This is a genomic window from Nitrospira sp. (assembly GCA_030653545.1).
Classification (GTDB): Bacteria; Nitrospirota; Nitrospiria; order Nitrospirales; family Nitrospiraceae; genus Nitrospira_D.
This window is the reverse complement of the sequence record JAURZE010000022.1, coordinates 127,814-151,264: the sequence shown is the minus strand read 5'-3', so window position 1 is coordinate 151,264 and position 23,451 is coordinate 127,814. Positions and strand designations below refer to the sequence as shown.

The following is a 23,451-nucleotide window of genomic DNA, read 5'->3' as shown; positions in this document are numbered from 1 at the left end:
CTGTACTGTCCGTGCCTCGCTTCCGCGTCCATGCAGAAGCGTCTTACCCCTCTACGCCTAGAGAGCGGTTGCATCCCTTATCGGAGGATACCCTCAAGACTTGAGAGGCCCGAAGGAACAGCGGTCAACCACACGGGTCGGCAGAAACGGAACGTAATGAACACGGCGGTCATCCTACGACTCCAACCTGGGCGCGAGTTCATATTCCAGGAGATCGGCGACACGAATGAGGTCTCGTTGGGCGCGCGCTTCGAGTAAGGCCTGCACCCAGGGGGTCATGGCACGATCGGGAGAGGTCTTCGCTGGCTTGGATTCCACCAGCTCGAGATAATCGGCCAGTTTGCCGAGCCAGGCATCCAACGACGTAAGCCGTTCTTCTCCCATGCGGATATGCGAGGCGAGTTCCTGGGCTTCATGGCGAAGGAGATCGGCGTACTGGTGAATCGTCGAGGTGGCACCGCGCACCACCTCGTCCATGGTTTGAGAAACAGCTTGAAGGCGCGTAAACCGCGCGATCGGCTCGCCGAGGAAGGTCGAGTCCAAGTCGCGATCGGTAATGGTGCGCTGATCCACGGTCAGGGATGTGATCAGGCGCGAGCGGGCATGCGCTTTCTCGCTGATATCAGCCAGCACGTCTCCAAGGCTGAGTCCATTGACGACTTCCCACTGATCTTGATCGAGCATGACATGCATAACGTTCTCTCCTTCTTGACGACGCGGGATAGGCGGAGCGATCCGGCCGCTATCCTGAATGGGCGACTGAGGAATCGGTGAACATCGTCAATCGCCGCACGGTGGACTTCGGGTGACTCTGAGTCAGGTGTCGATGGATCTCTGTGAGATGTTTCCTCCATTGGCGGTAGGCCAGGGCATGATGCCGGGCCATGCGGTCGAGCCCTCTGACATGATCATGGTGGATTGAGCGCACGAACGAGGTTGTCACCGGGGAACTGGCGATATGGGCCATCCCCAGAAGTACTATGCGCTCGCGCAGTGCCGTTTGCTCCCGCTGTAATGACTGCAAGGAGCCGGGTGATGGCGCCACCTGTGCGGCGGCCTGCACAATCGCATCGGCTTGACGGCAGAGGCGCTCCACGTCCGGCATCATGCCGGCCAGGTGGTGGGCCGCTGCGGCGGCGTTGTGAGGCAAGGTCGAGTCTGCAGGGATACGGCTCACGGTGTGGGTCAGCGTTTCATACCAGTACCGTCTCCAATACCGGCTGTACCAGTCGAGGTCTGATGACTCTTCTGTTCCTACCGCGCAGTAGCTCCCCAACTGATCTTCGTCGACGGACGAGCGAAAGAGCCGGTAGCCTGGCGCCGCCGGGGGGCACTCCCCTTTGACCAACACGTGTAACAGCAATTCCGCTACCATGGTCACTGGAAGACGATCCTTGCAGGTTTGATGGACGCAGACCTGGTCGAATCCGCAGGGGGCACATTCAAGCTCCGGCTGCACGACCCAATGCCCCGATCCATAGGGACCGGTCTCCCGGAAATCCACGTGCCCGACGGAAAGATTAATCACCGGTACCTGAACGCCGACGGCCAGATGCATCGGGCCGGTGTCGTTGGTTAAGAGCAGACGGCACTCCGCGAGCAAACCCACCAACTGCTCCAGGGACGTGTGGCCGGCCGCATTGAGGACGGGATTGCGTCCTCCGGCCTCCCGGTAGATTCGTACGACCTGGGCGATGGTGTCTTGTTCGGCCGGGGTTCCAATGAGGACGATTCCGCCCGTCCATCTGCTGCTCAGGTGAGCCAGCGTGCGGCCGAAATGCTCAGGCCGCCAGGCTTTCATGACGTCGCTTGCTCCGGCTTGCACGGCAATCCATTCTTGTGACGCGTCCGGCGCCGTCGTGAGAAAGCGCCGGGCCCATTCGCGCGCGGCAGGGGTGACTCGCACCGACAATGGCGCGTGGGTGCCTGGCCCGCTGCCTCCCAGCGCATAGACGTCGACCAGATTGAATCGATTCATGGCGCGGAAGTGATGCATGTCGGTGAAATACGCCATCCAGGGATTCTCGATGACACTCTCTCCGTCCCAGGCGCATCGGGCTCCGCGGATATCCGGTGCGCCGATGTACGAAGCCAACAATGCGCTCGGACGATTGAAGGTCAGGTTGATGACGCGATTGTAGCGTCTGTCCACCAAGGGGCGAGCCCATGTCGCGAGGTCGGTATAGAGCGCGGTGACACTCTTCACGGCCGCCCGGCTGTCATCGATCAGGGCATGGAAGTCGTAGGTGATAATGTCCCGGATCCCGGGCAGCAAGGACGCAACGGCGGCAAACCGGCGATCCACGATTACATCGACCGCCACGCCCGGCCATTCTTCTTGCAGCCGGGCCAGCAACGTCCCCATCTGGACCAGGTCGCCCATCCGCGTGATATTGAGGATCAGCACCTGCCGGTTCATACCAAATCCCTGGTTTCAGTCCGATAACTTTCCAGCATGAGGATGAGCAGATCTTCGCGGCTGAGTTCTGTGCGGGGACCGCGGGCGCGAATCTGTGCCGCCAGATCCTTCAGTTCGACCCGCTGATCGGGCGCAAACCGGTTCAACATCGGCGCCAGTTCGGACGGCGTCGTCGTCTGTGCGGCGAGCGCCTCTGCAGTCCGTTCCCCTCGCAGGATCGAGCCTAAGCGGTCGGGTTCCCGCATGCCTAATTCGGCCAGAAGGTCTTTCATGCGATGTTCGTAGGTATGCTGCCGCAAGACCCGCCGGCGGGCCGCATCGGCGATGGTGCGGCGGCCGACCGGATCGCGAAGCCAGGTCCTGATCAGGGATGGCACCTCGTCGGCGTTTTCGAAACTGACGATCTCGTCCTCGGTAAAGCAGGCAGGAAGAAGCGCTCGTTGATCGACGAGTTGAAAGGCGCCTGCCGCAGCCAGTTCAAACGTACGGGGATTCACAAAATCTGCCGCCGGGTCCAGTCCCCCACCGGTATTTGAGTGGAGATTCAGATTGATGGCGGTGGCATTAAACACTTTGAGGCACGTATCGGTGTCGATGCGCGCTCCGTTCCGTTGTAAGACGGGCGCCATCGCGTCGGCCCCCTCCCATTCATTTCCCCATACCTTGAATGTCCAGTCCTTGCTGATCCAACGAGGAAGGACGGCCCGGCGATTGGCATAGCCGGCGCCGACAAATGACAGATCCGATCCGAATTCCAGTTGGTCGTTCGTCGTCAAGGTCAGCGGGCGATGCACGGATGGATCGGCCGCCATGGGGAGGTAACTGACATGCGGCGCACCGGCCCGCCGGAGGGCGTCGTGACAGTCCTGCTGTTGGATGGTGAACCAATAATCGTATCCGGGAGCGAGTTGCTGCCAGTACGTCAAATGCCGATAGTTTTCGACGAACCACATGGCCGTGATGAATTTCTTCCGTCGCAGATGCTCCAGGGCGCCGAGCGACATGGGGGCTTGCGCCATCGCCAGGACGAGATCCGGAGGATCTTCCGCGAGTTCCGTCAGCGTCCCCATGCTGAGCACATCGGCAAAGCGGCTTTGCATCGAGAGCCGATGGCGAGGATCGCGGAAGGTATTGAACCGCGCATAGCTGGCGTGATGGATACTGTGGTCCACCCAACTCACCCGGTGCCCGAGGGATTCAAGGGCCCGCACGACGTATCCGGTGATCGGCAATGAGCCGCCGTAGATCGGCCCCACGACGGCCACATGCAGACGTCCATGTTGCCTGGTCGCGAGCAGCCGGCGAAGTTCCACATCGAGGGCCTGGTGTTGTGCGGCATACGGGCGCGCCGCCGGTGCGTAGGTGAAGAAGCGGAGCGGGGCCGATTTGGATGCGAGCTGCGTCGCCATTTCATCGGTGCCGCCCCAGATCCATTCAATGGCGTTAAACCAGGGGCCCAGAGGGCGGACAGCCAGGGCATCCTTGAACGCCGCAAGGTCAGCGATCACGACCGCCAGTCGAGCACCGGCAGGCTTTGATGCGACCAATGCCTCGATGTGATACAGCAGCCCTGCGCCCAGCACTACCCCCAGCTCTCCGGCGTGCCACTCCTTGGCTTGCAGCGCGGCCCAGGACTGGGCTTCCTTTCTCGGGTCGTAGGCACTGTGAATCCATTGTCCATCTTGCGTGGCAGACGGACTGCCTTCTCGGGACGGTGCGATGGCGAGGACTCCTCCAGCGCTGTCTGAAACCGCCGCAACCAGGTCCGGAAAGGTCTTTCGAATACCGTCGAGATGTGTCTGTAGAAGATTCATACGCTCCTCATGCCGGCATGGCTGGTGACAGCTCATGCCACAGGGCTTCACGTTCCCGTGGCGATGCCGAGGATTGCCCGGCTTCGGTGTAGTAGGTGCCCCATTCATCGGTCTGACTGGTCCATAGTGACCATGGGGTCTGCGTTCGAGGGGACTGGTTCATGAGCGCATCCAGAGCGGGCTCGATGGGCCACGCGGTCGGGACCACGGCTCCCCCATCTTCACTCTCGGCTTGCCAAATGCGGTGACCTGAACCATAGGGGCCGGTTTCGTGGACCCGGGCTCTCGCGAAATACCACCCCAGGGTCGGAGTGCCGACCGCGGCGGCCAGATGCAAGGGGCCTGTATCTGAACCAATGACATGATGACAACGGGTGAGCGTCTGCGCGAGCTCATGAATGGTCGTCTGTCCGGTGATGTCCCAGATGCGTCCGAGTATCGAGGGCGGCAGTGTCTCCTGGATGTCCCTTGCGCGCTCGCATTCCGCTCCCTGGCCGATCAAGACGACACGGCCTCTCGGAAGCACGCTCAGAAAGCGCACAATCCATATACGCCAGACGTCAACCGGGACCAGGCGGGCCGGATCCCCTGCTCCGACAATGATCCCGATCCAGGGCCCCCCGCCTCGACCGATTTGCTCCAGGTTTCTCGACGGTGAAACAAGCGGCGTCAGGCAGCGGGGCGGCGTTCCCGGAGGAAGAAGGCCGCACATGCCGCAAAAGGCATCCGATAAATGAATGCGGTTTGAGCGGCGGGTCCGCGCAATCTCCCGGACATAGGCCGCCCAGGGTGTCAGCTCCTCACTCAGCGGTCCCTGAGCGAGCGGTCCGATACATTCATTCGCCAGCAGCGTCCCGGCGACGATGGCCCGGGTATGCTGATTGAGAACGAATGCTCGATCGTAGGGCCGCGGACAGAGGGCGGCGAGCTCCTGCTCGATCTCCTTCCGCTGGTCCGGCTGAATCCCCTGTGTGGCACGCGCGGCCCAGCGATGCCATCTGGCGCCGTCCCATCCGATCACTCGATCGAGCCCGGGAATCAGCGTGCCAAGGTCCCGAAGCGGCTCAGGACAGAGGAGGTCGATCGTGTCGCGAGGACACTGCTTCCGCAAGGCGGCAATCATCGGCATCGTTTGCACGAGGTCGCCGAGTCGCGCGAGTTGAATGACAAGCGTTCTGGACATGCGCTCCTAGGCGTTGGACACGTTCAGCGCCAACACGCTCTCTTTGGCGGCGATGGCCTGCCCGAGTTCAACCAATCCTTCATACGTGGGAGCCAACGCGCGCAACTGATTGTATTCCTGACGCGCCGCGTCCACCTGATCGTCACGCAATAAGACGCCGGCGTAGGCGAAGCGGACCGACAGATCGCTGGGGTTCCGCGCGAGGAAGTTGTGTAGCTGGACGCTGAGCTCCCGCCAGCGATTTTGCGCGGTCCCCGCACGCAGTAGCCAATGAATCACATCGGCGTCATCGGGGTTCTCCGCAAGAACCCGTAGAAAGGTTTGCCAGGCTCCCTGCGGATAGGCGCGGCCCATCGACGCCATGCCGATTCCCATGAGGCATTTCTTCCGGTTCGCACCCTGATTGAGCGCCGTGGTAAAGGCAATTTCAGCTTCGCGGTATTGTTCCCGCTGCATATGGAGGATGGCTCGAAGAAGGAGCGCCTCCGCATGGGTGGGATATTGCTTCAGTAACGCGTCGACGCGGCTCGACGCCATCGACAATTGACCGGCGGTGAGTGCGGCGCGAATGGCCTCCAGCTCGCGAAGTGCCGGATCATTCAGGCTGGCAACCCGGCGTCGATACTCCTCCGCAATGCCCGGGAGTTTCATGGCCGTCGCAACGGACGCGGCCCATTGCAGAATGGACGCGTCGGCCGGCCACTCCGCATGCCGCCGCAAGACAGACTCGACTGTTGCCAAGTCCTGATGATGTGCCGCCTGTTGCATGGACGCGACGAGGTCCCACGCCTGTCGCTCTTCTGTGCCGTCGATCAGATGGAGCTTATACGACGGTCTTCCATTCTGATCCTCCTCAACGGCCTTGTAGCCGTCTCCCGCGTAGATGCAATCGTCATCCACCAGCCACCAGCAATGCCCCCAACGCTGGTGCAAGCGATTCGCATTCGACTGGTCGTGTTGTTTACGGCCTGGCGTTTGACTTTCCAGGTGATACAACACGCTGTGAGGCTGGTAGATAATGCGGCCCTGTTTCTCCCGTACTCTCAGGCAGAGATCGACATCTTCAAAACCGTTGAGGTAGCCTTCATCAAACCCACCGAGATCTGCGAACGCCGTGCGGCGAATCAGGAGACAGGCGGCTGTCACGGCGTTCAGTTCGCGCCGTTTATTGACGGCCGGATGATCGGCTGCGAATCCATTATATATATGGTAGGGAGTGAGGTTATTGCGGTCGATCGCGACCCCGGCATGTTGTATTGTGCCGTCCTGATACAGCAGTTTACTGCCGACGACGGTGACGTCGGGCTGTGTTCGGACTTCATCGACCAACGCGCTCAGCCAACCTTTGAGTGGAATCGTATCGTTGTTCAAAAACACGAGATACTCGCCCGTTGCAACGGCAGCTCCTTGGTTGCAGGCCTTGGCAAATCCCAGGTTCTCGTCGTTCGTGATGATCCGGACATCGCCACCCAGCGATGCGAGAAATTCAGGCGTGCCATCGGTCGAATGGTTATCAACGACGATGAGTTCGAATGACACATCTTCAGTGGCTGGACCGAGTGCGACGAGACATTGACGGGTGAGCTCGAGCTTGTTCCAGACCGGAATGATGATGGAACAGACAAATGATTTGCGAAGTTGCTTATTTCGGAGATTGGCGAGATTCTGCTGCTGATTTTCCCGCACGCCTGCATACTTGGCGGCATAGGGCGCGTACTTACGATAAATGAGTTCCATCGTTCTCAGGAATATATCTTTCCTGTGACTCGTCATCGACGAGCCGTCCGTACGCCACGTGAACTCGGCCGTCGTGACGGCAAGGTGCTTGAACGGATATCGAGTCGCCATCCGGATCCAGAGATCCCAATCTTCATGGACGAAGAGGCTTTCGTCGAACGCGCCGACTTCATCAAGGACGGCCCGCTCATGCATGAGGCACAAGACCGGAAGATAATTGTTGATCAATAATTGATGCGGGTTGAAATCAGCCGCATAGGGCTGATCTCGTCCGATTTCGGTCGCCGTGTTGTCGATCAGAGATTCATGCACCCGCCATGCATCGGTGTAGGCGACCTTGTCGCCGGAGGATTCAAGATGAGTCACCAATGTCCGCAGATGGTGCGGAAGGAACCGGTCGTCGTCATCCAAATAGCACACGTATTTCCCTGACGCCTGTCGCAACCCGGTGTTGCGGGAGGCCGCGAGGCCTCGGTTGCGATCATGTGTCACAAGGAGGATGCGACCATCGCGGTTCAACCCGGACACAATGTCTTCGACCGGAGTCGTCCCGTCGTTGACCACCACGATCTGAAAGTCGTGATAGTCTTGGTTGAGTACGCTCGTTATCGCCGTGCGAAGACGATCAGGACGATTGTGTGTCGGAATGATGACGCTCACCATCGGCGGCTTATTGATCATTGGACGCGCCTGACCCGGTGAACTGATCGTTCTCTGTGCTATCCACACCTGATAAATGGGAAGCAAATTCATGGTCTTGAGGTTATGCGGAGTGGGCGCGGGAATGTATCGGAGAGTCGGTATCTCAACGTAAATCCGTTCGAGACCCAAGGGCGTGAAGCCCTGAGCCGTCATATGCTGAGTGAGCCGTTCTTCAGTGATCCAATCTTCGATTGGCTGGCAGGGGGGTGCAATGCGTTGCCACTGTTCCCACATTTCTCCTCGTGGCGTGGTCAGAATGAGGTATCCGTCGGAAGTCAGAAGCTGCTTCAACTCGTCCAGAAAAGCCGGTTTCTCAGGGTCCGGTACGTGCTCAATGACTTCTGAGCACAGCACCACATCATAGGGGGTGAAGTCCGGGCGGCTCAGCACGGCTTCTGCCGTGCCGGCTTCGAAACGAATGTGCGGAAACATCTTTCGGGCGTGGGCTACGACGCCTGCGACCGGTTCAACGCCTTCCACTGTCCCATATTGGGAGGCCAAATTGCTCAACCATCCGCGGCCGCTTCCGACTTCAAGGATGCGGAGCATGGCATCAGGATTATTGGCCTGTACCCTCCGGAGGATATGTTCGAGGAATCCGGCGATTTTTGACCAGCGTGCGGCTTCATCATCATTCGGTTCGGATGTTGACCAACCAGGACTCTTCACAAACATGTTGATGTAAAACTGATCTTGGTCCATTGAGCCCTCGTGTGATGTTGTGACTGGTGTGTGAACTGATCGATTCACGTCAGGTGAAACAGGTCTCGTCAGTCGCGGCTTGCTTCCTGACGGACTCTGGCTGTGAAGGGATCCTGTCGCTGCCGTGCGCAGTGTTCGGTAGCGAGCGCGAAGATCGTCACGCATGCGGGCGATAGGTTCGGGGGTATCGCACGTGTGCGTGAGTCGCCCGTCTCGAATTAATTCCACCCAGGCTGCGAGGAAGGATTCCCATCGATAACACGTCCTCCAATGGTCGTAACCTGACTGAGCCAGCTGTGACGAATAGTCCGGATGTGCCATCAGGCATTCAATCGCCGACCTGAATTCATCCAGCGGGAGTATCAACCCCCCGGCCTGTTCATTGGCAGTCCCGCAGCCAGGGGTGGCTAACCAAGGGCGTTGTAAGCTCATAGCTTCTAGCAGGCATAACGGAGAGACTTCCGCCTCAGAAGATAAGACCACAAGATTGGCAGCCTGTATTGCTGCCGCCACGCCATCTCGATGCAATCCAGGAATATAAAGTACGTCAGGGCGAGTCGAGAGCGCGCGTTGCACTTCCGCAACGTATGCGGTTTCGTGAGTGGGATGGCCGATCATGACGAGCGTGGCACCGGTGGGCAACGTATCCAGGGTCTTGAGCAGGCTCAGATGGTTCTTGATTCGATAGAGATTGGCGACATGCACGATGAGGAATTGCTGTTCGTCAATCTGGTACTTCAGCCTAAAGTCAAATGCGGGATTCAGTGTGGGCGTGCCGTTCGGGATAATGGTGGCAGGAATCCCCGTCTCTCCACAGAAGCGAGCATCGAATGTGTCATGACCAAGCACAATGATCGCAGTCGTCTGTTTGGCCAGGCGCTCCAGGAGTGACTGGACAATCGGTCTTTGCTGAATGAAGGCGTACCCTTCCCGGTTGATCGTGGGCTGGAATAGAATGCGTCGATTCTTCAGGTCCTGTAACTCTAGGATGGCATAGAACAAGGCATTCATTGGTGAGCCCAGTAGGATACAGGCGTCGTAGCGGTTCGACTCAACCAGGTGCTTCACCTGGTTGGCTGCGGTAGGAATACCGTTCGTCATTTGGTCATGAGGGGCCAGCTGGGTAATGCTGATGCCCCGATGACTGTCCATCCTTCGGTCGGGCTGTTCATAGCAGGCGACCTCTACATGGAATCCGGCGGTAAGCAAACCCGCTCCCAGATCCTCCGCCACCGTTTCGACGCCACCGACAGAGGGCCAAAAATAAGGAGTCACGATAAGGATGTGACCAGGCTGCGGTGTGGGGTGTTTGGGTGTTGGCGCAAGGCTAGGGGTCGGTTGTTCCGATGCCGAACGGGAAGCGTCGGTATGCGGTGGAACCGGCGCACTCTTCCACTGCACCTGATCAAGGGGGATTGGTGGATTCTTCAGAGGTACTGCTGCACGAGAGAAATCGTAGCTCTGGCTTACCGGAGGAGTAGTCTTGAGAAGCCGTCCAAAGATCTCCAGCTCTTTGAAATGGTACGCGCGGGCGTCCTTCTCTCGGTCTGGCGCCATCGGGGCATCGATGATTCCGTGCGCAGCTCCGAGGAGAGCAAATAGTTGGAGAATATCGCCGGTCTCGCGAAACTTGTGTGCTTTGCGGTGGATATCCGCAGTCAAAAGATTCCACTGCCGAATGTCCTTTTCGTACATCGTTTTATAGCGCCGATAGATGGTCTCTGGCGTATAGCGTGTTCCGTGGCGCCCCAAGGCATCGGGATGGAGAATCCAGCGAATCCCCTGCTCGCCCATCTGGTCGAGCAGATTCATTTCACTGGCCTTCAAGTCGCGGAACGCCAGCCGTTTCATCAGCTCCGTCCGATAGATTTTGATGCCTTGGATCGGGCATTCCCGGTCCTCGTCATAGAGGTGGAAGCAAATCATGCCGACTTCAGCCGGCGCCTGCGTCATCGCCTGCTCCATTCGACCGACGGCATCGGGATGCAGTACCATGTCTTCATCAACCTGAATGAAGTATGGAGTCGTACAGCGCACAATCATTTCCTGGGCGGCGGCGCTGAAGGGACAGACGTCTTGTATCGTCTCGATCTTGAATGTCGCTCCCGTTTGCTGTTCGACCGACTCTTGACAGGCTTGGAAGGTCGGATCACCGACTGTCAATAGAAACACAGTGGTGGAGATGGGGTGTGGCCCCTGAGGACGTGGGGCTGACGAGGAATTGACGGGCGTCACGGATTTGACGCCCGTCGGTTGTTCAGCAAGGGTGGGAAGGTTCCCGTACTCAGGTTCTTTCCCGCTTTCAAGCCACTGGAGGATGTCCTTCATCCGACGTTCCGCCGTATGATGCGCGAGCAGTTTGCGCTGTCCCTGGATGCCGATCGCTTGGGCGAATGGTGTATCTTGCAGGATGCGATCGATCTGATGAGCCAGCTCCGCGGGATCATCAGGAGAGAACAATAGGATCTCCCGATTGTCTTCAAACAAGGCGTTGACTCTGGGCCGGTCGGGAATGCGCCAGGAGATCACCGGGCGTCCCGCCGCCATGGCTTCATAGACACGGCCACCGAAACAACGAGTCAGACCGGGAAGGTTGACGATACCGGCCCAGTCGGCGAGTCCAAACAGCCAGTCACGAAACTCTGCCTCACGCACGGTGTGCAAGGCCCGAACATAGCGCTCCAGGTCTACAGCGGTTACCATTGGAAGATGGCGCACCCGCTCGCTTGCAATCTTTTGGAGCTCATCGAACTTCTGTTGATTGGAAGTGTATTGTGCCGGGGCCTGAGCGAAGGTCATGCGGTCGCGCAGCAGCGGATGCTCGATCCACTTGGCGCGATCACCATACACATTGCCATGAAAGACGGCCCGATTGTAACGAGGAGCACGTGAGGGATCCGCGATGAAACGGCGAGGCACTAATCCTGGGCACCAGAGCGCTGGCTTTGTTCCGAGTGCCGTGAGCTCGGCCACGTCGCGTTCATCGACCATCAGTGCGTGAGTCAGGTGCTCGAGCTGGCGGTGAAAGGCGACATGCCGACTGCGCAATCCGGGAGCCCAACGATAGTCCTCTTCCTCATACCGTAGCGACTCCATGAAAAACCCGATGCGGACAGGGGCCAGCTCCGCCGCCCATTCGAGAATTCGTGTGTCGAGGGACGCATGCACGAGCCAAATCCAGACCTGGTCGAAGCGCTGTCCGGCCAGTATGCGGCGGGCGTGGGATAACCAGGAATCGGGAGAGGCGGCCGTCGTATCAGGAAGAACCGGGACCGTCAGACAGGTGACTCCATTGGCAGCGAGTCCCTCCGCTACGGCAAAGCTCGCGCCGTAGGTCCAAGGTCTGGCCGTCTTCCATGTTGGAAACTCGAGTTGGAGAAGCAGCGCTTTCATCGACATCCTGTGACACGGCCAGAAGGTTTGCGCTCACGCGCCGGTATCCCGGCCGATGGCGCAGTTGCAAGATCTTCAAGGAATGTGCCAGCGCCGGTTGGTCTCGCTGTGAAGAAAGTGGGGCAGATTGCGTGGGTCTATGCGTGTCCGATCGTTGAGGGGAAAATATTGCCGAGTGATCCGGCACCAATGTCCCTGCGAATAGCTGAGGTGAACAGCGGGCGGACAAAGACGTGGCACGCCATGCGGGGAAAAAGCTTAGGCCGCCAGAGGCATCGCTCGAGCGTTCGCGGCTCGAACACGACCGGCGATCTCACTCATGCCCAACACGGTAAAGCGCGTTGTCCAGTAGGCGGATTCCTCCTGAAAGCGTTTCGCCAATGCGAGACGCCGCTGGCTCTCGCCGAATTCATGCAGCTTTGATGCAATGACGGCGAGAAACAGGTTGCCCATCGCGTTGTCGACGGTGTATTCGTCGGTGATTTGCTGCAACATCACCCTGATATTTCGCAGCTTGACCGGTTCGTCAATGTGAAGCAGCTTTTCATAGTTCATTTTATAGTCGGCTACGAACCAGAGGTCATCCAACTCGGCGGCCGTCGGGACATGGTCGGCCGGGAGTGATTGCAGCAGATCCACAAAAGCGAGCGCCTCATGCTTCTCCGCCCGTTCACGTTGACGGAGCGTGCCGCCCCCTTTGCTCTTGGACCCGGCGGCCAGGCCTTTGAAACTGGCATCAGTGGGCGGACGTATCAGCCCCTGCTCGATCATGCTCAGCGTAATTTCGGTGCCGGGCAACGTGGTCAGCAATTGCAGCGGGTACCATCCGAACTGCAGCTCGCAGCCAAGATTGACCGTATCCCGTATCTGCGCGATGGTTTCATGCGGGAACCCGATAATCATGAAGCCTTTGACAAAGACATGAGGATATTGATCCAGAATGACGCGGGCCTGCCGGTAGCTCTTTGTCGTGCCCGGCTTGTGAATGGATTTTAGAATCCGGTCATTCCCCGACTCCAGTCCGAGATTGAATCCGATACAGCCGGATTCCGATGCCGCCTGCATGATCTCAGGCGTGATGGCAGCCGCGATCAATCCATTGCTGGCGTCCCAGGTAATGTGGAGATTACGCCGGGTAATCTCATTGAAAAGCGCAATCGCGCGTTTGCCGTTGTAGAGCAGATCATCGTCGAGCCACATAAAATGGGTGACACCGTAGGAGGAGTACAGGCGTTCTACTTCATCGACCACGCTGGAGACGGCCCGGCCTCGGACACTGATGTCGTTGAAATTCCTGACGGCACAAAAAGAGCACATTGCCCGGCACCCTCTGTTGCTGATGATGGTGGAGGCTTTCCGTTCACCCCGCATGAAATTGTAGGCCCCCATGGAACCATAGTTCGTATAGTCCCCAATCGGTAAATCATAATATTCCGGCTGAATATCCATCTCTTGGTCGGACGGCGTGGCCCGTTCTTTGGTTGAGACCAATTGCTCCCCTTTGAGCATCGCCACCTGTCTTATTTCAGAGACCGGCTGTTTCCCGTTGATCACGTCCAGTAAATCCGGGAAGCTGCGATCACCTTCATAAAAACTTCCGATGTCGATCTGGGGAACGGTTCGCAGGATCGACTCCACGTCATTGGAGATGCATACTCCGCCGGCAATAATTGGAAGCGAAGGGAAGTTCGTTTTGAGAAAAGCCGCCACATCGGCGAGCGAGGGCCGAGAAATGGTGAACATGACGCTGATCCCTATAAGATCCGGCTGAAACTCTTCGATCTTTTCTATCAAGCGCTCCTTCCATATCTGAAATCTAAAGTCCGACGGATTCTCATGTGCGTGTTTCAAGACTTGGAAATGCAAATCAAGGAGGGCTGCTCGATAGCCGCGCTGCTCAAGGTTACGCGCAAGAATGCCGGGCCCATAGGGGGGGAAACAGGGATATCGTTTACTCAAGACCAAGTCGCGATTGAAGTCTTTCTCGGGGGATTCCGGCGGCGTAATCAAGAGCACGCGGTGGCATCCCCTTGGAAGTAGGGTCTGCAGCCGTTCGGAAATGATTGTCTTCGTCGCAGGGAGGGACTCTCCGCAACGGCCAGAGTCTTCAGCGTCTGTATGCTGCGGTATGACGTTCAAGGGTAATGTCTTCATGTCCGTTCTCCTCGGAAACGTATTGCCTCGACTTTCCGGTCAGCAGCGATCCTAGCTCCGCAAAGGTGTTCTGGTAATTGAACACTTGTGAATGTTGAAACTCCTGAAAGCGTTGTTCCGGAAACTCCCGCATGCCGGACAGGAGTTCCGCGCACACCGCAATAAACGGCTGCCCGCTGTCGACCACATTGATGAATGGATCTAAGGGAGACCGTATCGAGGTGCGTTCAAATACATGCGGGATGCGATGCACCAGATGATAATAGGCCCGCATCGTGGACAGGATCTTCGTCTCTTTGGACAATTTGAGGCCGAGGGACAGTTTGCATCGGTCGATATAGTCGTTTCTGAGATAAGCCGGTATATGCGCTTCGAGTGCCACGACCGTAAAGTTTCTCGACCGGAGTTCGTCGAGCACCTTGATGCGATAGGGAGTCAATGTTCCGGTAAACAGAATATCGATGTCTTTTTCACGCCGCCGGACCGAAGCTGTCGGGCGCGATTGTGCCGGCGGATGGCAGAGAGGTACGAGATGCACGGGCTTGCCCAATTGAAAATAGCTCGTGACTCCTTCCTCGTACCCCGCAGGGAGTATTCCCCGAACCTTGTGCAGCCCGACCATAATGAAGCCGTCGACGACCGGCACGAACCGCATGAATTCCCTTGTTCTATTGGTCCAGTATTTAGCATCATCGTAATGATCTTCGGGATTTATCCGGCCCGTTTGCTTCGAATTCGACGAGTTAAAGCCAGACGGCGTGAGCAATTCAGTCACAATCATGAACAGTTTCGAGTGAGGCAATAGCTTTCGCATCACGTACAGCTGGTCATAGACGGCTCCGAAGGGATGTTCTACGAGGATATTGATGCCATGGGTTAAATAATCGGTTTGCGAGTACCCGACCTTCAGTCCGGCGCTGGTGAGCCCTTCCCGTACATACTCCAGCAAGTCTTCAGTGTGAATGGCTTGCCCGAGGTTGCCCGTAATGATATTGACGTCTAATCCCATTCTCGTATTGTTCCGTACCTCAGGCGATAGGCTCTGAGTCCGACTGATCCCCTCTTCAGGCTGCCTCTGGTTGAAGCGGCGATTCTGCAAATTTGCGTTTCAAACGATGGGTCGTCATCGATTGAATATGAGCGACGGTCTCTGTCCCGAAGCGCCGCTCCACATGTTCGAGATACCGCGGGTGCTCAAAAAATGTGTGGAACGCCTGGTCGCGGAATTGGAGGACTGCGGAGGCCGAGACGTGGTCGGTCGGTAAAGGCAGCGCCTCGTACGCGTGTTGCGAATACCCCACCCATGTGTCGGGCAAGGCGGTGCCGTTTGTGACCGCGAGGTCGTATAGTTTTGAACCTGGATAGGCCATCGCCGAATAGAAGTTCGCCCAATCGGGGCAGAGTTCAATGGCCAGATCCAGCGTCTCCTGCATGGTGGCCAGCGTGTCGTCAGGAAGGCCGAAAATAAAATTCGCCCCGATATTGATATCCGCTGCGCGAATCTTATCGAAGATCTCTTTGATGTCCTTCTTCCCGAAGCTCTTGTCTACTCCGTCCCGGACGTATGTGCTGGCGGATTCGATACCGATGCCCAGCCAGTTGACACCAGCCTGCTTCAGCTTCTTTAGCATGCTGTCTTTCACTGTATCGATCCGCGCGTACGCCCAAATGTTCAGGTCATAGCCGCGCTCGATGATGAGATCGCAGATACCGAGGACCTGCCGCTCATTCAGGATGAACATTTCGTCGGCCATCTTGATGTTGCGCACGCCGTATTTCGTGACGAGCTCATCGATTTCCCGGATCACACTTTCCGGACTGCGGTAGCGAATCATCGGTTTTCCGAATGGCGTATTGATGCAACAGAAGGAACATTTAAAGGGACATCCGAGGCTTGTATACATCGACGCATAGGGCTTGCGATCGTCGATACGCCCGAAACAGTGCCAATTGTGGGCGCGGTATTTGTCCATCGGGAGCAGATCCCACGCGACCGCGCGCAGGTCTTTGTCCAGGTCTTCGATCACCGGGGCTTGCGGCGTTGAGCAGATGACGCCCTGCTTCCGGTACCAGAGTCCGCTGACCTGGCTGTAGTCGCTCGGAGCGATCCACTCAGGCTGCCGCAGGAGGCCGAGCAGCGTGTAGGGTCCTTCACCCTGACAGACAAAGTCGACCGACTCTTCCCGCATGGTCCGTTCCGGCAGGGCTGACGGATGCAGGCCGCCCATGAGAAGCGGCTGGTCCGGCGCAAGACGTTTGATGGCCTTGCAGACCTCTCCGGCGGCCGTCATGTTTTGGGTCGATGCAGACGGCTGTTGTCCATAGACAATGACGGCGGTCAGTCTCGGGTTCAGTTGGCGTACCCGTTCTGCGACTCCTTCCGGTCCGATACCTTCCGCTTCGGCATCCAGGATCCTGACGGAATAGCCACGGTCACGGATGAAGGTTGCGATGAAACCGATCCAAACCGGCGGTTCGACCGCAGCCAGATCAGACCCGAGACTTTGATAGACACGGGCACGCGAGTTCGGATTGATGAACAGAAGATCAAGCCGTCCGGGAAGTGTCACGGCACGCTCCTGTGAGCTGTGGGCTGACGTTACTGGTCCGATCTGGATCATTGATCCCCTCCCCTGTCTGTCAACGAGGCATTTCTCTGACCGGCACTACTCACCGGTGACTCCCGCCGGTAAGGTTCGTCTACTTCGAACCAGTTCCCGAACGACGCGCACGATCCGTTCCGGCGTGGGGGTCGGATTGTCCAGAGATTCGGCGACGCCTGCAGATCGGTCTTCCAAGCCAAGGGCGAACACCGGCGCGCCGGATTGATGCATGAGATCATAGGCAATCGACCGTGACGGGCCGCCGATCTCAAAGTCTGAATCGATGACAAGCCCGAGTGCGGTTCGGGTTAGGCTGTGCCGCATCTCGTCTGTCACCGCGAACGGTTTAAGCCACACGAGGTGCTGGATGTTGCAGACGATGCCTTCCTGCCGCAATGTGTTGGCTGCTTCGACGGCATTGAGTCGGGCGGCCGAAATCGGGAACAAAGTGATGTCGGCCTCGGGCTCGATGCGGTTCTCGAATTCATAGTCGATGGTAAAACTCCGCCGATGCTCGCTGACATAGAGAGGATCGTCATGGTGCATGAACCAATTCCAGGCCTCCGTCCACTCGTTGGGCGACATGGGCGCACAGACCGGCATTCCGGGCATCCGCATGATGAGACCGTGCTGTGACGCAGAAGCGACCGGACCGATACCGTTCCCTTCCATGGCGATGGCCCGGAGAAACACCGGGCAGGGTACGCCCCAGACATCCTTCGATTTCGCCGCATAGTTCACAATGGGCGCGGCGTTGTACCACATGAAACCTTGATAGCGCACTGTATAGATCGGCCGCCGGCCGGTGAGCGCCGCTCCGACGGCGATGCCGGCATTGGTCACATCGGCGAGCGAGAGTTCTACGAGGCCCTCTGCCTCGGACATGTCCGGTACCGTGCCGCCGATCCATCCGACTGCCGTCACACACTGTCCCAAAAAGAGACCGCGGTTGTGTGTCAGATGATTCCGGGTGGTGTCTCTTATGACTTCCGCAACTGTTCTGCCCATAGGTTCTGCACGGTCCTTTCAATGTCGGATTCGATGGCGAGGGCATCGCGCTCCAAGCCAAGAGTCTTCATGGTGTCCTTGATCAAGGCATACCGATCCCACTCCGGCGGGCCGTCACAACCGGAGCCTGCGTGCCATAAACCGCGACAGGTTCTAATATTGATCACAGCCGGTAATTGCAGGCTGAACTGTCTTACATGATGCGCAATCAACCAAGGATCGTCAGTGATGTCGACTGCGGGAAGTCCGAGTCCTTGAGCGAGACCGCAGAGGGTCCACGAACGACGGACAGGCGTCCTGGTCAAAATCGACAGATCATTGTCCTCGCAGACGAAGAGAACCGGGAGTTTCTTGGTGACGGCAAACCCCAAGGCTCCGTAGATGTAATCCTCTTCAGCAGAGGCATCACCCATGACCGTCAGCACCGGTTTGTTCGCGCCTAAAGCCGCTCCCACCGCGATGGGAACTTGGTCGCCCATGAGTCCGCTGTGCCCGAACATGCCGATCTGCGGGGACTGTATGGAGGCAGAGCCTCCCATGCCGCGGGCGCACCCTGTCCGGCGTCCCAGGAGCTCGTCGATGAGTTGGAGCGGATCGCCGCCGAACGACAGATACACCGAGTGGGCCCGGTGCTGGGCAAAGATCAAACAGTCGGAAAAGACCGATGCGATGGCCGCCGGGATATGTTCCTGTCCGACCGACAGATAGATCGGCAGCTTCATCAATCCCCGGTCGTAGGCCTTTTTTACTTCGAACTCGAAGAAACGGTTAAAACAGGTTTGAGTGAAGAGTTTCAGGGCATAGTCTTTTGTAAACGTCCTGGCGACATCGGAGATAAGGCCGAACGTGGGTGTTCTCTGTTCCAGCTCGCAATTCATCGATAATCCTTCTTATCAGCTAGGGACCACTGACTCATAAACTCTTTGAGTCGTGTCAGGCCTGCTTCCAGCTTCTCCACTCGTGGAGTAAACGCGATACGGATATACTTGTCGGAGGTCGGGCCGAAGGTCGCTCCCGGAGCCACGACGACGTGGGTGTCCCTGAGCAGACGATCGGCGAAGTCGTCGGAATCAAGGCCGGTGAAACCGATATTGACCAGCAGATAAAAGGCGCCCTCGGGCCTGCGTCCGGCATAGGGGCCGAGCATGTTCATCACCAGATCGCGTTTCTGTTGATAGGCTGCCCGCATAGACTCGGGATAGGCGCCGCCATCGGCTAATGCCTGGAGCGCGGCGAATTGAGAGATGGAGGGGGCGCAGGAAATATAGAGTTCTTGCGCGTTCAGTAATGCGCGGCGCAAAGACGGATGTCGTGTGACGACATAGCCCACTCGAAGGCCGGTGATGTTATAGCTTTTTGAGAAGCTGTAGAGGCCGACGACATGGTCGCTCCCCGTGAATGACAGCGGAGAGATATGCCGGCACCCGTACACATAGGTTTCATACACCTCGTCAGAAACCAGCCACAGGCCGCGTTCACGGGTCAGGTGGACTAGTTGTTCCATCCTGCCGCCGTCGATAACGGCACCGGTCGGGTTCCCAGGCGAATTGACAATCATGACTTTGGTGGCCGGAGAGATGAGCGCTGACAGCTCGTCCAGGTCCGGCAGGAAACCTGCTTCCTCACGGAGCTGATAGAATTTCACCATGCCGCCGTGATGCCGCACGGCGGCGGCGAAGTTGGGATAACCCGGATCAGGCACCAGGACCTCATCTCCGGGGTTGATCAAACATCCAATTGTAACGGCGACGCCATAGGTGGCGCCAGGCGTGACAAATATACTTTCGCTATTCGTCTTGACGTGATTGCGGACGGCGAGTTTCTCCACGATGGCGTCACGAAGCACCCGCATGCCCGCATTTTCCGTATATCCCAGCGTGTGCTCTCCGGTGGCTTTGATGATGGCCTCCCGGATGAGGTCGTCCGTCGCTTCCTGTGGCTGCCCGAATCCCAGCTGGATCGCGTCGTCCATGTCCGGGCTTCCCATGACCTGATCTGTCAGCCGGCGAATGCCGGAGCGAGGAAGGCTTCCCAGCACATCGTTCACCGAGTGCTGGGCAGCCGTGGTCATGGTTGAAGCCGTGCGGGTCATGGTTTAGCTCGCTAAGAGCACGCCGGGCTCATGCATCCACTGACTGACCGATTCGTACGAGATCTTGTTGATGGCGACATGTGAATGAATGGCGTGCAGAATCGAATCGGCGGCTTCCTGCACGGACATGCTTTCGTCGTTATGCGCTTTTCTCGTGGCCTTATCCCAATGAGCGGTGAAATCGGTATTGACGGACCCAGGATTGATGAGGGTGAAGACCATGCGGTATTGGACATATTCCTTTTGCATGGCCTCGACCAGCTTCTCCACCGCCCCTTTCGCTGCGGTATACACGCTCAGCTTGGGCAACGTGCGCTCGCCTGAACGGGACGACAGCATGAGGACGTGACCCCGCTTGGTGTCCCGCCGGTCGATCTTGTTGAGCTTCATGTAGGGCAGCAATGCGCGCATCCACATGATCGGGGCCTTGGCATTCACGTCGAAAATCGCATTGATGTCCGCCATGGTCATTTCTTCCAACGTCCCATAGACGTGGCTCCCGCCTGCTGAACTCACGAAAATATCGATTTGGTCTTTCCCTTTGGAGTACACATCGCCGATCCAGGCCTGTGCGGATTCGATGTTACGGACGTCCATGGCACAGGTATTAATCTCCGTATGAATGCTATTGCGTGTATTCTTTTGCAGCCGGAGTAGCGTTTCCCGCGCTTCGGCAAGTTTGCCGTTCTCATTTCTCGAGATCAGGGAAATTTTTCTGCATACTCCATTGAGGCGTTTTGCGACTTCGAACCCGATGCCGCTGGAACCTCCGGTAATCACAACGTGTTTCCCAATGCCCCAAACCGGTTTCGCAAGTGTCAACGCATGTTTCATAGTGCAGCTCCTATTGTGACAGTGAGGTGGTGTAATGGTGCTCGGTTGTTTCCTTATCAAGCGCTTCGAACGCCGCCAGGCGGGCCGGCGTTCCGATGTCGTAGAGTGGAACGTCGCAGGCATAACCGTAGAGCCTGCCGTCCACCAGGCGAGGGAAGAAGTCTCGCTCGAGTGAACAAGGGAGAGCATCAGGTATGAGGTGGATCGCTTCCGTCTGGATGGCGTAGATGCCAGCATTAAGAATCGAGGCCGTTTGTTTTTCCTGAAATGAGCGAATCCATCCCAGTGCATCCATCCGGACTCCTCCCGCATCGGTCCGTTCATTCGATGGAACCACGGCCATCGTTGCCACGGCTTGTCTGTCTTGATGCGCCGTCAGGAAGGCGCGGAGGTCGATTCGGCACAGGGAGTCGCCGTTCAACACGAGGATGGTCGGTGTTGCGATCAATGAATGGCAGGCCCGGAGGGCTCCGGCTGTGCCGAGCGGGGTCTGTTCATGTGAGATGATCGCACTACAGTCCATTCGTCGGCCGACATGCTGCGCGATCCAATTCCCATGATGGCCGGTGCAGAACACGATCCGGCGAAAGCCGTGTGAGAGGACATGGTCAACAACTAAATCGAGGAATGGCCGGCCATTGATTGAGGCCATGGGTTTGGGGCGATCCGTTAGGACCGGTTGAAGTCTGGTTCCCAAGCCTCCGCAGAGCATGACGACGTCAGTCGATGCGTGCGTCATCAGGCGGCGTCCTTCTTCCACGTCTGAACGGTATGTTCTTCGAGCTCTGCAGAAGTCGGCACGTCATTCCAGAGGGGGGCCCGTCGGACAGGAACTTCCTGTTGGAAAAATACGATCTGGCTTCCCGAGCCTTCAAACTGAAATGGAACTTGCAAGAGGCCTGGCAAGGCTGCATTGATCTTGGCGTGCAGCTCCGGTTTGGCATAGATCAGCATGAAGCCTCCCCCGCCTGCACCGAGCAGTTTCCCGCCGAGTGCGCCGGCATTTCTCGCGGCGTCATAAATCTGATCGATGAGCGGAGTGGTGATTTTACTGGTTAGTCCCCGCTTGACCATCCAAGCTTCGTGCAGAAGTTCGCCGAACTCTGATAGGTCATGGTCGCCGGTCAGGAGAGATATGCCTTCCTGAACCATCTGTAGCATGGCAAATAGTTCCACCCGCCTCTGCTTAGTTCTTTCAATTTGCTCTTTAGCGATCTCGGAGGCTGTCCGGGAGAAGCCGGTGAAATACAGCAGCAGATGATCTTGAAATTGCTTGAGCCGTTCGGGCTTCATGATCAACGGGGTGTATCCGATCTCTCCGGTGGGAGAGAAGGTGAGCCGACACAGACCGCCATGGGCAGCCAAGACCTGATCTTGGCATCCGACCGCTTCTTTGACGATATTCTGTTCAACATGAATGGCCGCATGAGCCAGTTCGGATTTGGTCGGCATCCGATGTTGCATCGCATAGAGGGCATGGAGGAGGCCCACCGTGAACGAGGAACTTGATCCCAGTCCGGTACGGGCCGGGAGATCGCCGTCATGATGAATCTCAAGACCTTCGGTCATCTTGAGATACTGGAGGACGCCTCGGACGGCTGGATGCTCGATCTCGGCATTATTATTGGCATGTTCGATTCGCGAGTAGGCAATCCGCGTCTTATGTTCAAAGAAGGGCGGAAGATGGCGGCACGAGATATAGCAATACTTGTCGATCGTGGTGGCGAGGACGGCGCCGCCGTGCTCTTTAAACCACACGGGGTAGTCGGTTCCGCCTCCGAAGAAGGAGATGCGAAAGGGTGTGCGGCTGATGATCATCGAGCCCCTCCTTCTATCCGTCGGATGCCGGCGCTAGACATTGCCGTATCCCGTTCCGGTCACGATGGTGTAGCACTTGGTCAATTCCTGGATCCCTCGTCCTAACGACCAGTCCGGCTTGAACCCGGTCGAGAGCATCCGTTCATTCGAGACGATGTAGTCCCGTTTGTCGGGATCTTCTCCGATCGGGGCTTCAAAGAAGACAAACTGAGGAATGTGTCGTTGAATTTCCTGGCACAGTTCCAGTTTCGAAAGATTGGCGTCGTCCAGGCCGACATTGTAGGCGCGATTCTTCATGCGCTCGAACTGATCCATCGAGTGAAGAAAGGCCTTCACGACGTCACGGATATGGATGTAGTTCCGTTTGCAATGCCCCTCGAACACCACGACGGCTCGATCATGGACCGCGCGCCACACAAAATCGTTGACCAGGAGGTCCATCCGCATTCGAGGAGACGCGCCAAAGACTGTGGCCAGCCGGAGGGTGATCGCGTTGCCGCGATCCAGCACGACCCGCTCGGCCTTGACCTTCGTCTCGCCATACAAGCTGATGGGACGTAACGGCGAATCCTCTGTGCAGGGAACGCCCGGTTGCCCGATGCCATAGCCGCTATTCGTGACGGGGAAGATGATCTGTTGCTGTTGCGAGGTGAGCTTGCTCAGCATCTGCACGGCTTCAAAGTTGATCGTGTAGGCGCCGACTCGATCGCGATTGCACAACGGCGCTCCCACCAGTGCAGCGAGCGGAATGATGACATCCGCGTCACGTAGGAGATCCGTGATGATTCGTTCATCCCGGCAATCTCCGCGCACGACACGAAAGGTGTCAAAGGCACAGCAATCTAACAGGCTGTTTTGTCGATACATGAAGGTATCGAGAACGGTCACTCGATGACCCCGGTCAAGGAGCTGTTTGCACAGCACCGATCCGATATAGCCGGCTCCCCCGGTCACCAGTACATGTGTCTGTTTTGTCGGCATTGAGATCGCGA

General features: G+C 57.6%; 15 protein-coding genes. All 15 read right to left on the bottom strand.

The window, feature by feature from the left end; all coding sequences use genetic code 11:
* Positions 1–174: 174 nt before the first annotated feature.
* The 15 genes from Q7U39_07465 to Q7U39_07395 all read right to left on the bottom strand — a co-directional run bounded on the left by Q7U39_07465 (position 175) and on the right by Q7U39_07395 (position 23,440).
* Positions 175–693: a hypothetical protein gene (locus Q7U39_07465; GenBank protein ID MDO9117777.1), complete on the bottom strand. Its 519-nt coding sequence runs from the start codon at positions 691–693 to the stop codon at positions 175–177.
* Positions 694–742: 49 nt separating this feature from the next.
* Positions 743–2,419, bottom strand: a complete 1,677-nt coding sequence (locus tag Q7U39_07460) for a glycosyltransferase family 9 protein (GenBank protein MDO9117776.1) — start codon at positions 2,417–2,419, stop codon at positions 743–745.
* Complete coding sequence (locus Q7U39_07455) at positions 2,416–4,233, bottom strand: glycosyltransferase (protein MDO9117775.1); 1,818 nt, start codon at positions 4,231–4,233, stop codon at positions 2,416–2,418. Before Q7U39_07455 ends, Q7U39_07460 begins: the two co-directional genes overlap by 4 nt.
* 7 nt (positions 4,234–4,240) lie before the next feature.
* Positions 4,241–5,416, bottom strand: a complete 1,176-nt coding sequence (locus tag Q7U39_07450) for a glycosyltransferase family 9 protein (GenBank protein MDO9117774.1) — start codon at positions 5,414–5,416, stop codon at positions 4,241–4,243.
* 6 nt (positions 5,417–5,422) lie between these two features.
* The gene (locus Q7U39_07445; GenBank protein ID MDO9117773.1) at positions 5,423–11,950 is read right to left on the bottom strand and encodes a glycosyltransferase; all 6,528 of its coding nucleotides are present in this window, start codon (positions 11,948–11,950) and stop codon (positions 5,423–5,425) included.
* A 258-nt stretch (positions 11,951–12,208) separates the two neighbouring features.
* On the bottom strand, positions 12,209–14,104 hold the full coding sequence (locus Q7U39_07440) for a radical SAM protein (protein ID MDO9117772.1): 1,896 nt from the start codon (positions 14,102–14,104) through the stop codon (positions 12,209–12,211).
* A complete protein-coding gene (locus tag Q7U39_07435) occupies positions 14,058–15,113 on the bottom strand; it encodes a hypothetical protein (protein MDO9117771.1) in 1,056 nt (351 codons plus the stop codon). Before Q7U39_07435 ends, Q7U39_07440 begins: the two co-directional genes overlap by 47 nt.
* A gap of 55 nt (positions 15,114–15,168) precedes the next feature.
* Positions 15,169–16,674, bottom strand: a complete 1,506-nt coding sequence (locus Q7U39_07430) for a cobalamin-dependent protein (protein MDO9117770.1) — start codon at positions 16,672–16,674, stop codon at positions 15,169–15,171.
* A gap of 96 nt (positions 16,675–16,770) precedes the next feature.
* Positions 16,771–17,631: a transketolase C-terminal domain-containing protein gene (locus Q7U39_07425; GenBank protein MDO9117769.1), complete on the bottom strand. Its 861-nt coding sequence runs from the start codon at positions 17,629–17,631 to the stop codon at positions 16,771–16,773.
* 56 nt (positions 17,632–17,687) lie between these two features.
* A complete protein-coding gene (locus Q7U39_07420; protein MDO9117768.1) occupies positions 17,688–18,593 on the bottom strand; it encodes a thiamine pyrophosphate-dependent enzyme in 906 nt (301 codons plus the stop codon).
* Entirely contained in the window at positions 18,590–19,807 is a 1,218-nt protein-coding gene (locus tag Q7U39_07415; GenBank protein ID MDO9117767.1) for a pyridoxal phosphate-dependent aminotransferase, read from the bottom strand. Before Q7U39_07415 ends, Q7U39_07420 begins: the two co-directional genes overlap by 4 nt.
* Positions 19,808–19,810: 3 nt before the next feature.
* On the bottom strand, positions 19,811–20,641 hold the full coding sequence (locus Q7U39_07410; protein MDO9117766.1) for an SDR family oxidoreductase: 831 nt from the start codon (positions 20,639–20,641) through the stop codon (positions 19,811–19,813).
* Positions 20,642–20,651: 10 nt separating this feature from the next.
* Entirely contained in the window at positions 20,652–21,380 is a 729-nt protein-coding gene (locus Q7U39_07405; protein ID MDO9117765.1) for a sugar phosphate nucleotidyltransferase, read from the bottom strand.
* Positions 21,380–22,459: a kinase gene (locus tag Q7U39_07400; protein ID MDO9117764.1), complete on the bottom strand. Its 1,080-nt coding sequence runs from the start codon at positions 22,457–22,459 to the stop codon at positions 21,380–21,382. The genes Q7U39_07405 and Q7U39_07400 overlap by 1 nt, the downstream gene beginning before the upstream one ends.
* 33 nt (positions 22,460–22,492) lie before the next feature.
* The gene (locus Q7U39_07395; GenBank protein MDO9117763.1) at positions 22,493–23,440 is read right to left on the bottom strand and encodes an NAD(P)-dependent oxidoreductase; all 948 of its coding nucleotides are present in this window, start codon (positions 23,438–23,440) and stop codon (positions 22,493–22,495) included.
* Positions 23,441–23,451 lie beyond the last annotated feature (11 nt).

Coding starts and splice junctions, on each gene's coding strand:
- Q7U39_07465 (MDO9117777.1), bottom strand. CDS start 693: ATGCATGTCATGCTCGATCAAGATCAGTGGGAAGTCGTCAATGGACTC.
- Q7U39_07460 (MDO9117776.1), bottom strand. CDS start 2,419: ATGAACCGGCAGGTGCTGATCCTCAATATCACGCGGATGGGCGACCTG.
- Q7U39_07455 (MDO9117775.1), bottom strand. CDS start 4,233: ATGAATCTTCTACAGACACATCTCGACGGTATTCGAAAGACCTTTCCG.
- Q7U39_07450 (MDO9117774.1), bottom strand. CDS start 5,416: ATGTCCAGAACGCTTGTCATTCAACTCGCGCGACTCGGCGACCTCGTG.
- Q7U39_07445 (MDO9117773.1), bottom strand. CDS start 11,950: ATGAAAGCGCTGCTTCTCCAACTCGAGTTTCCAACATGGAAGACGGCC.
- Q7U39_07440 (MDO9117772.1), bottom strand. CDS start 14,104: ATGAAGACATTACCCTTGAACGTCATACCGCAGCATACAGACGCTGAA.
- Q7U39_07435 (MDO9117771.1), bottom strand. CDS start 15,113: ATGGGATTAGACGTCAATATCATTACGGGCAACCTCGGGCAAGCCATT.
- Q7U39_07420 (MDO9117768.1), bottom strand. CDS start 18,593: ATGAATTGCGAGCTGGAACAGAGAACACCCACGTTCGGCCTTATCTCC.
- Q7U39_07415 (MDO9117767.1), bottom strand. CDS start 19,807: ATGACCCGCACGGCTTCAACCATGACCACGGCTGCCCAGCACTCGGTG.
- Q7U39_07410 (MDO9117766.1), bottom strand. CDS start 20,641: ATGAAACATGCGTTGACACTTGCGAAACCGGTTTGGGGCATTGGGAAA.
- Q7U39_07405 (MDO9117765.1), bottom strand. CDS start 21,380: ATGACGCACGCATCGACTGACGTCGTCATGCTCTGCGGAGGCTTGGGA.
- Q7U39_07400 (MDO9117764.1), bottom strand. CDS start 22,459: ATGATCATCAGCCGCACACCCTTTCGCATCTCCTTCTTCGGAGGCGGA.
- Q7U39_07395 (MDO9117763.1), bottom strand. CDS start 23,440: ATGCCGACAAAACAGACACATGTACTGGTGACCGGGGGAGCCGGCTAT.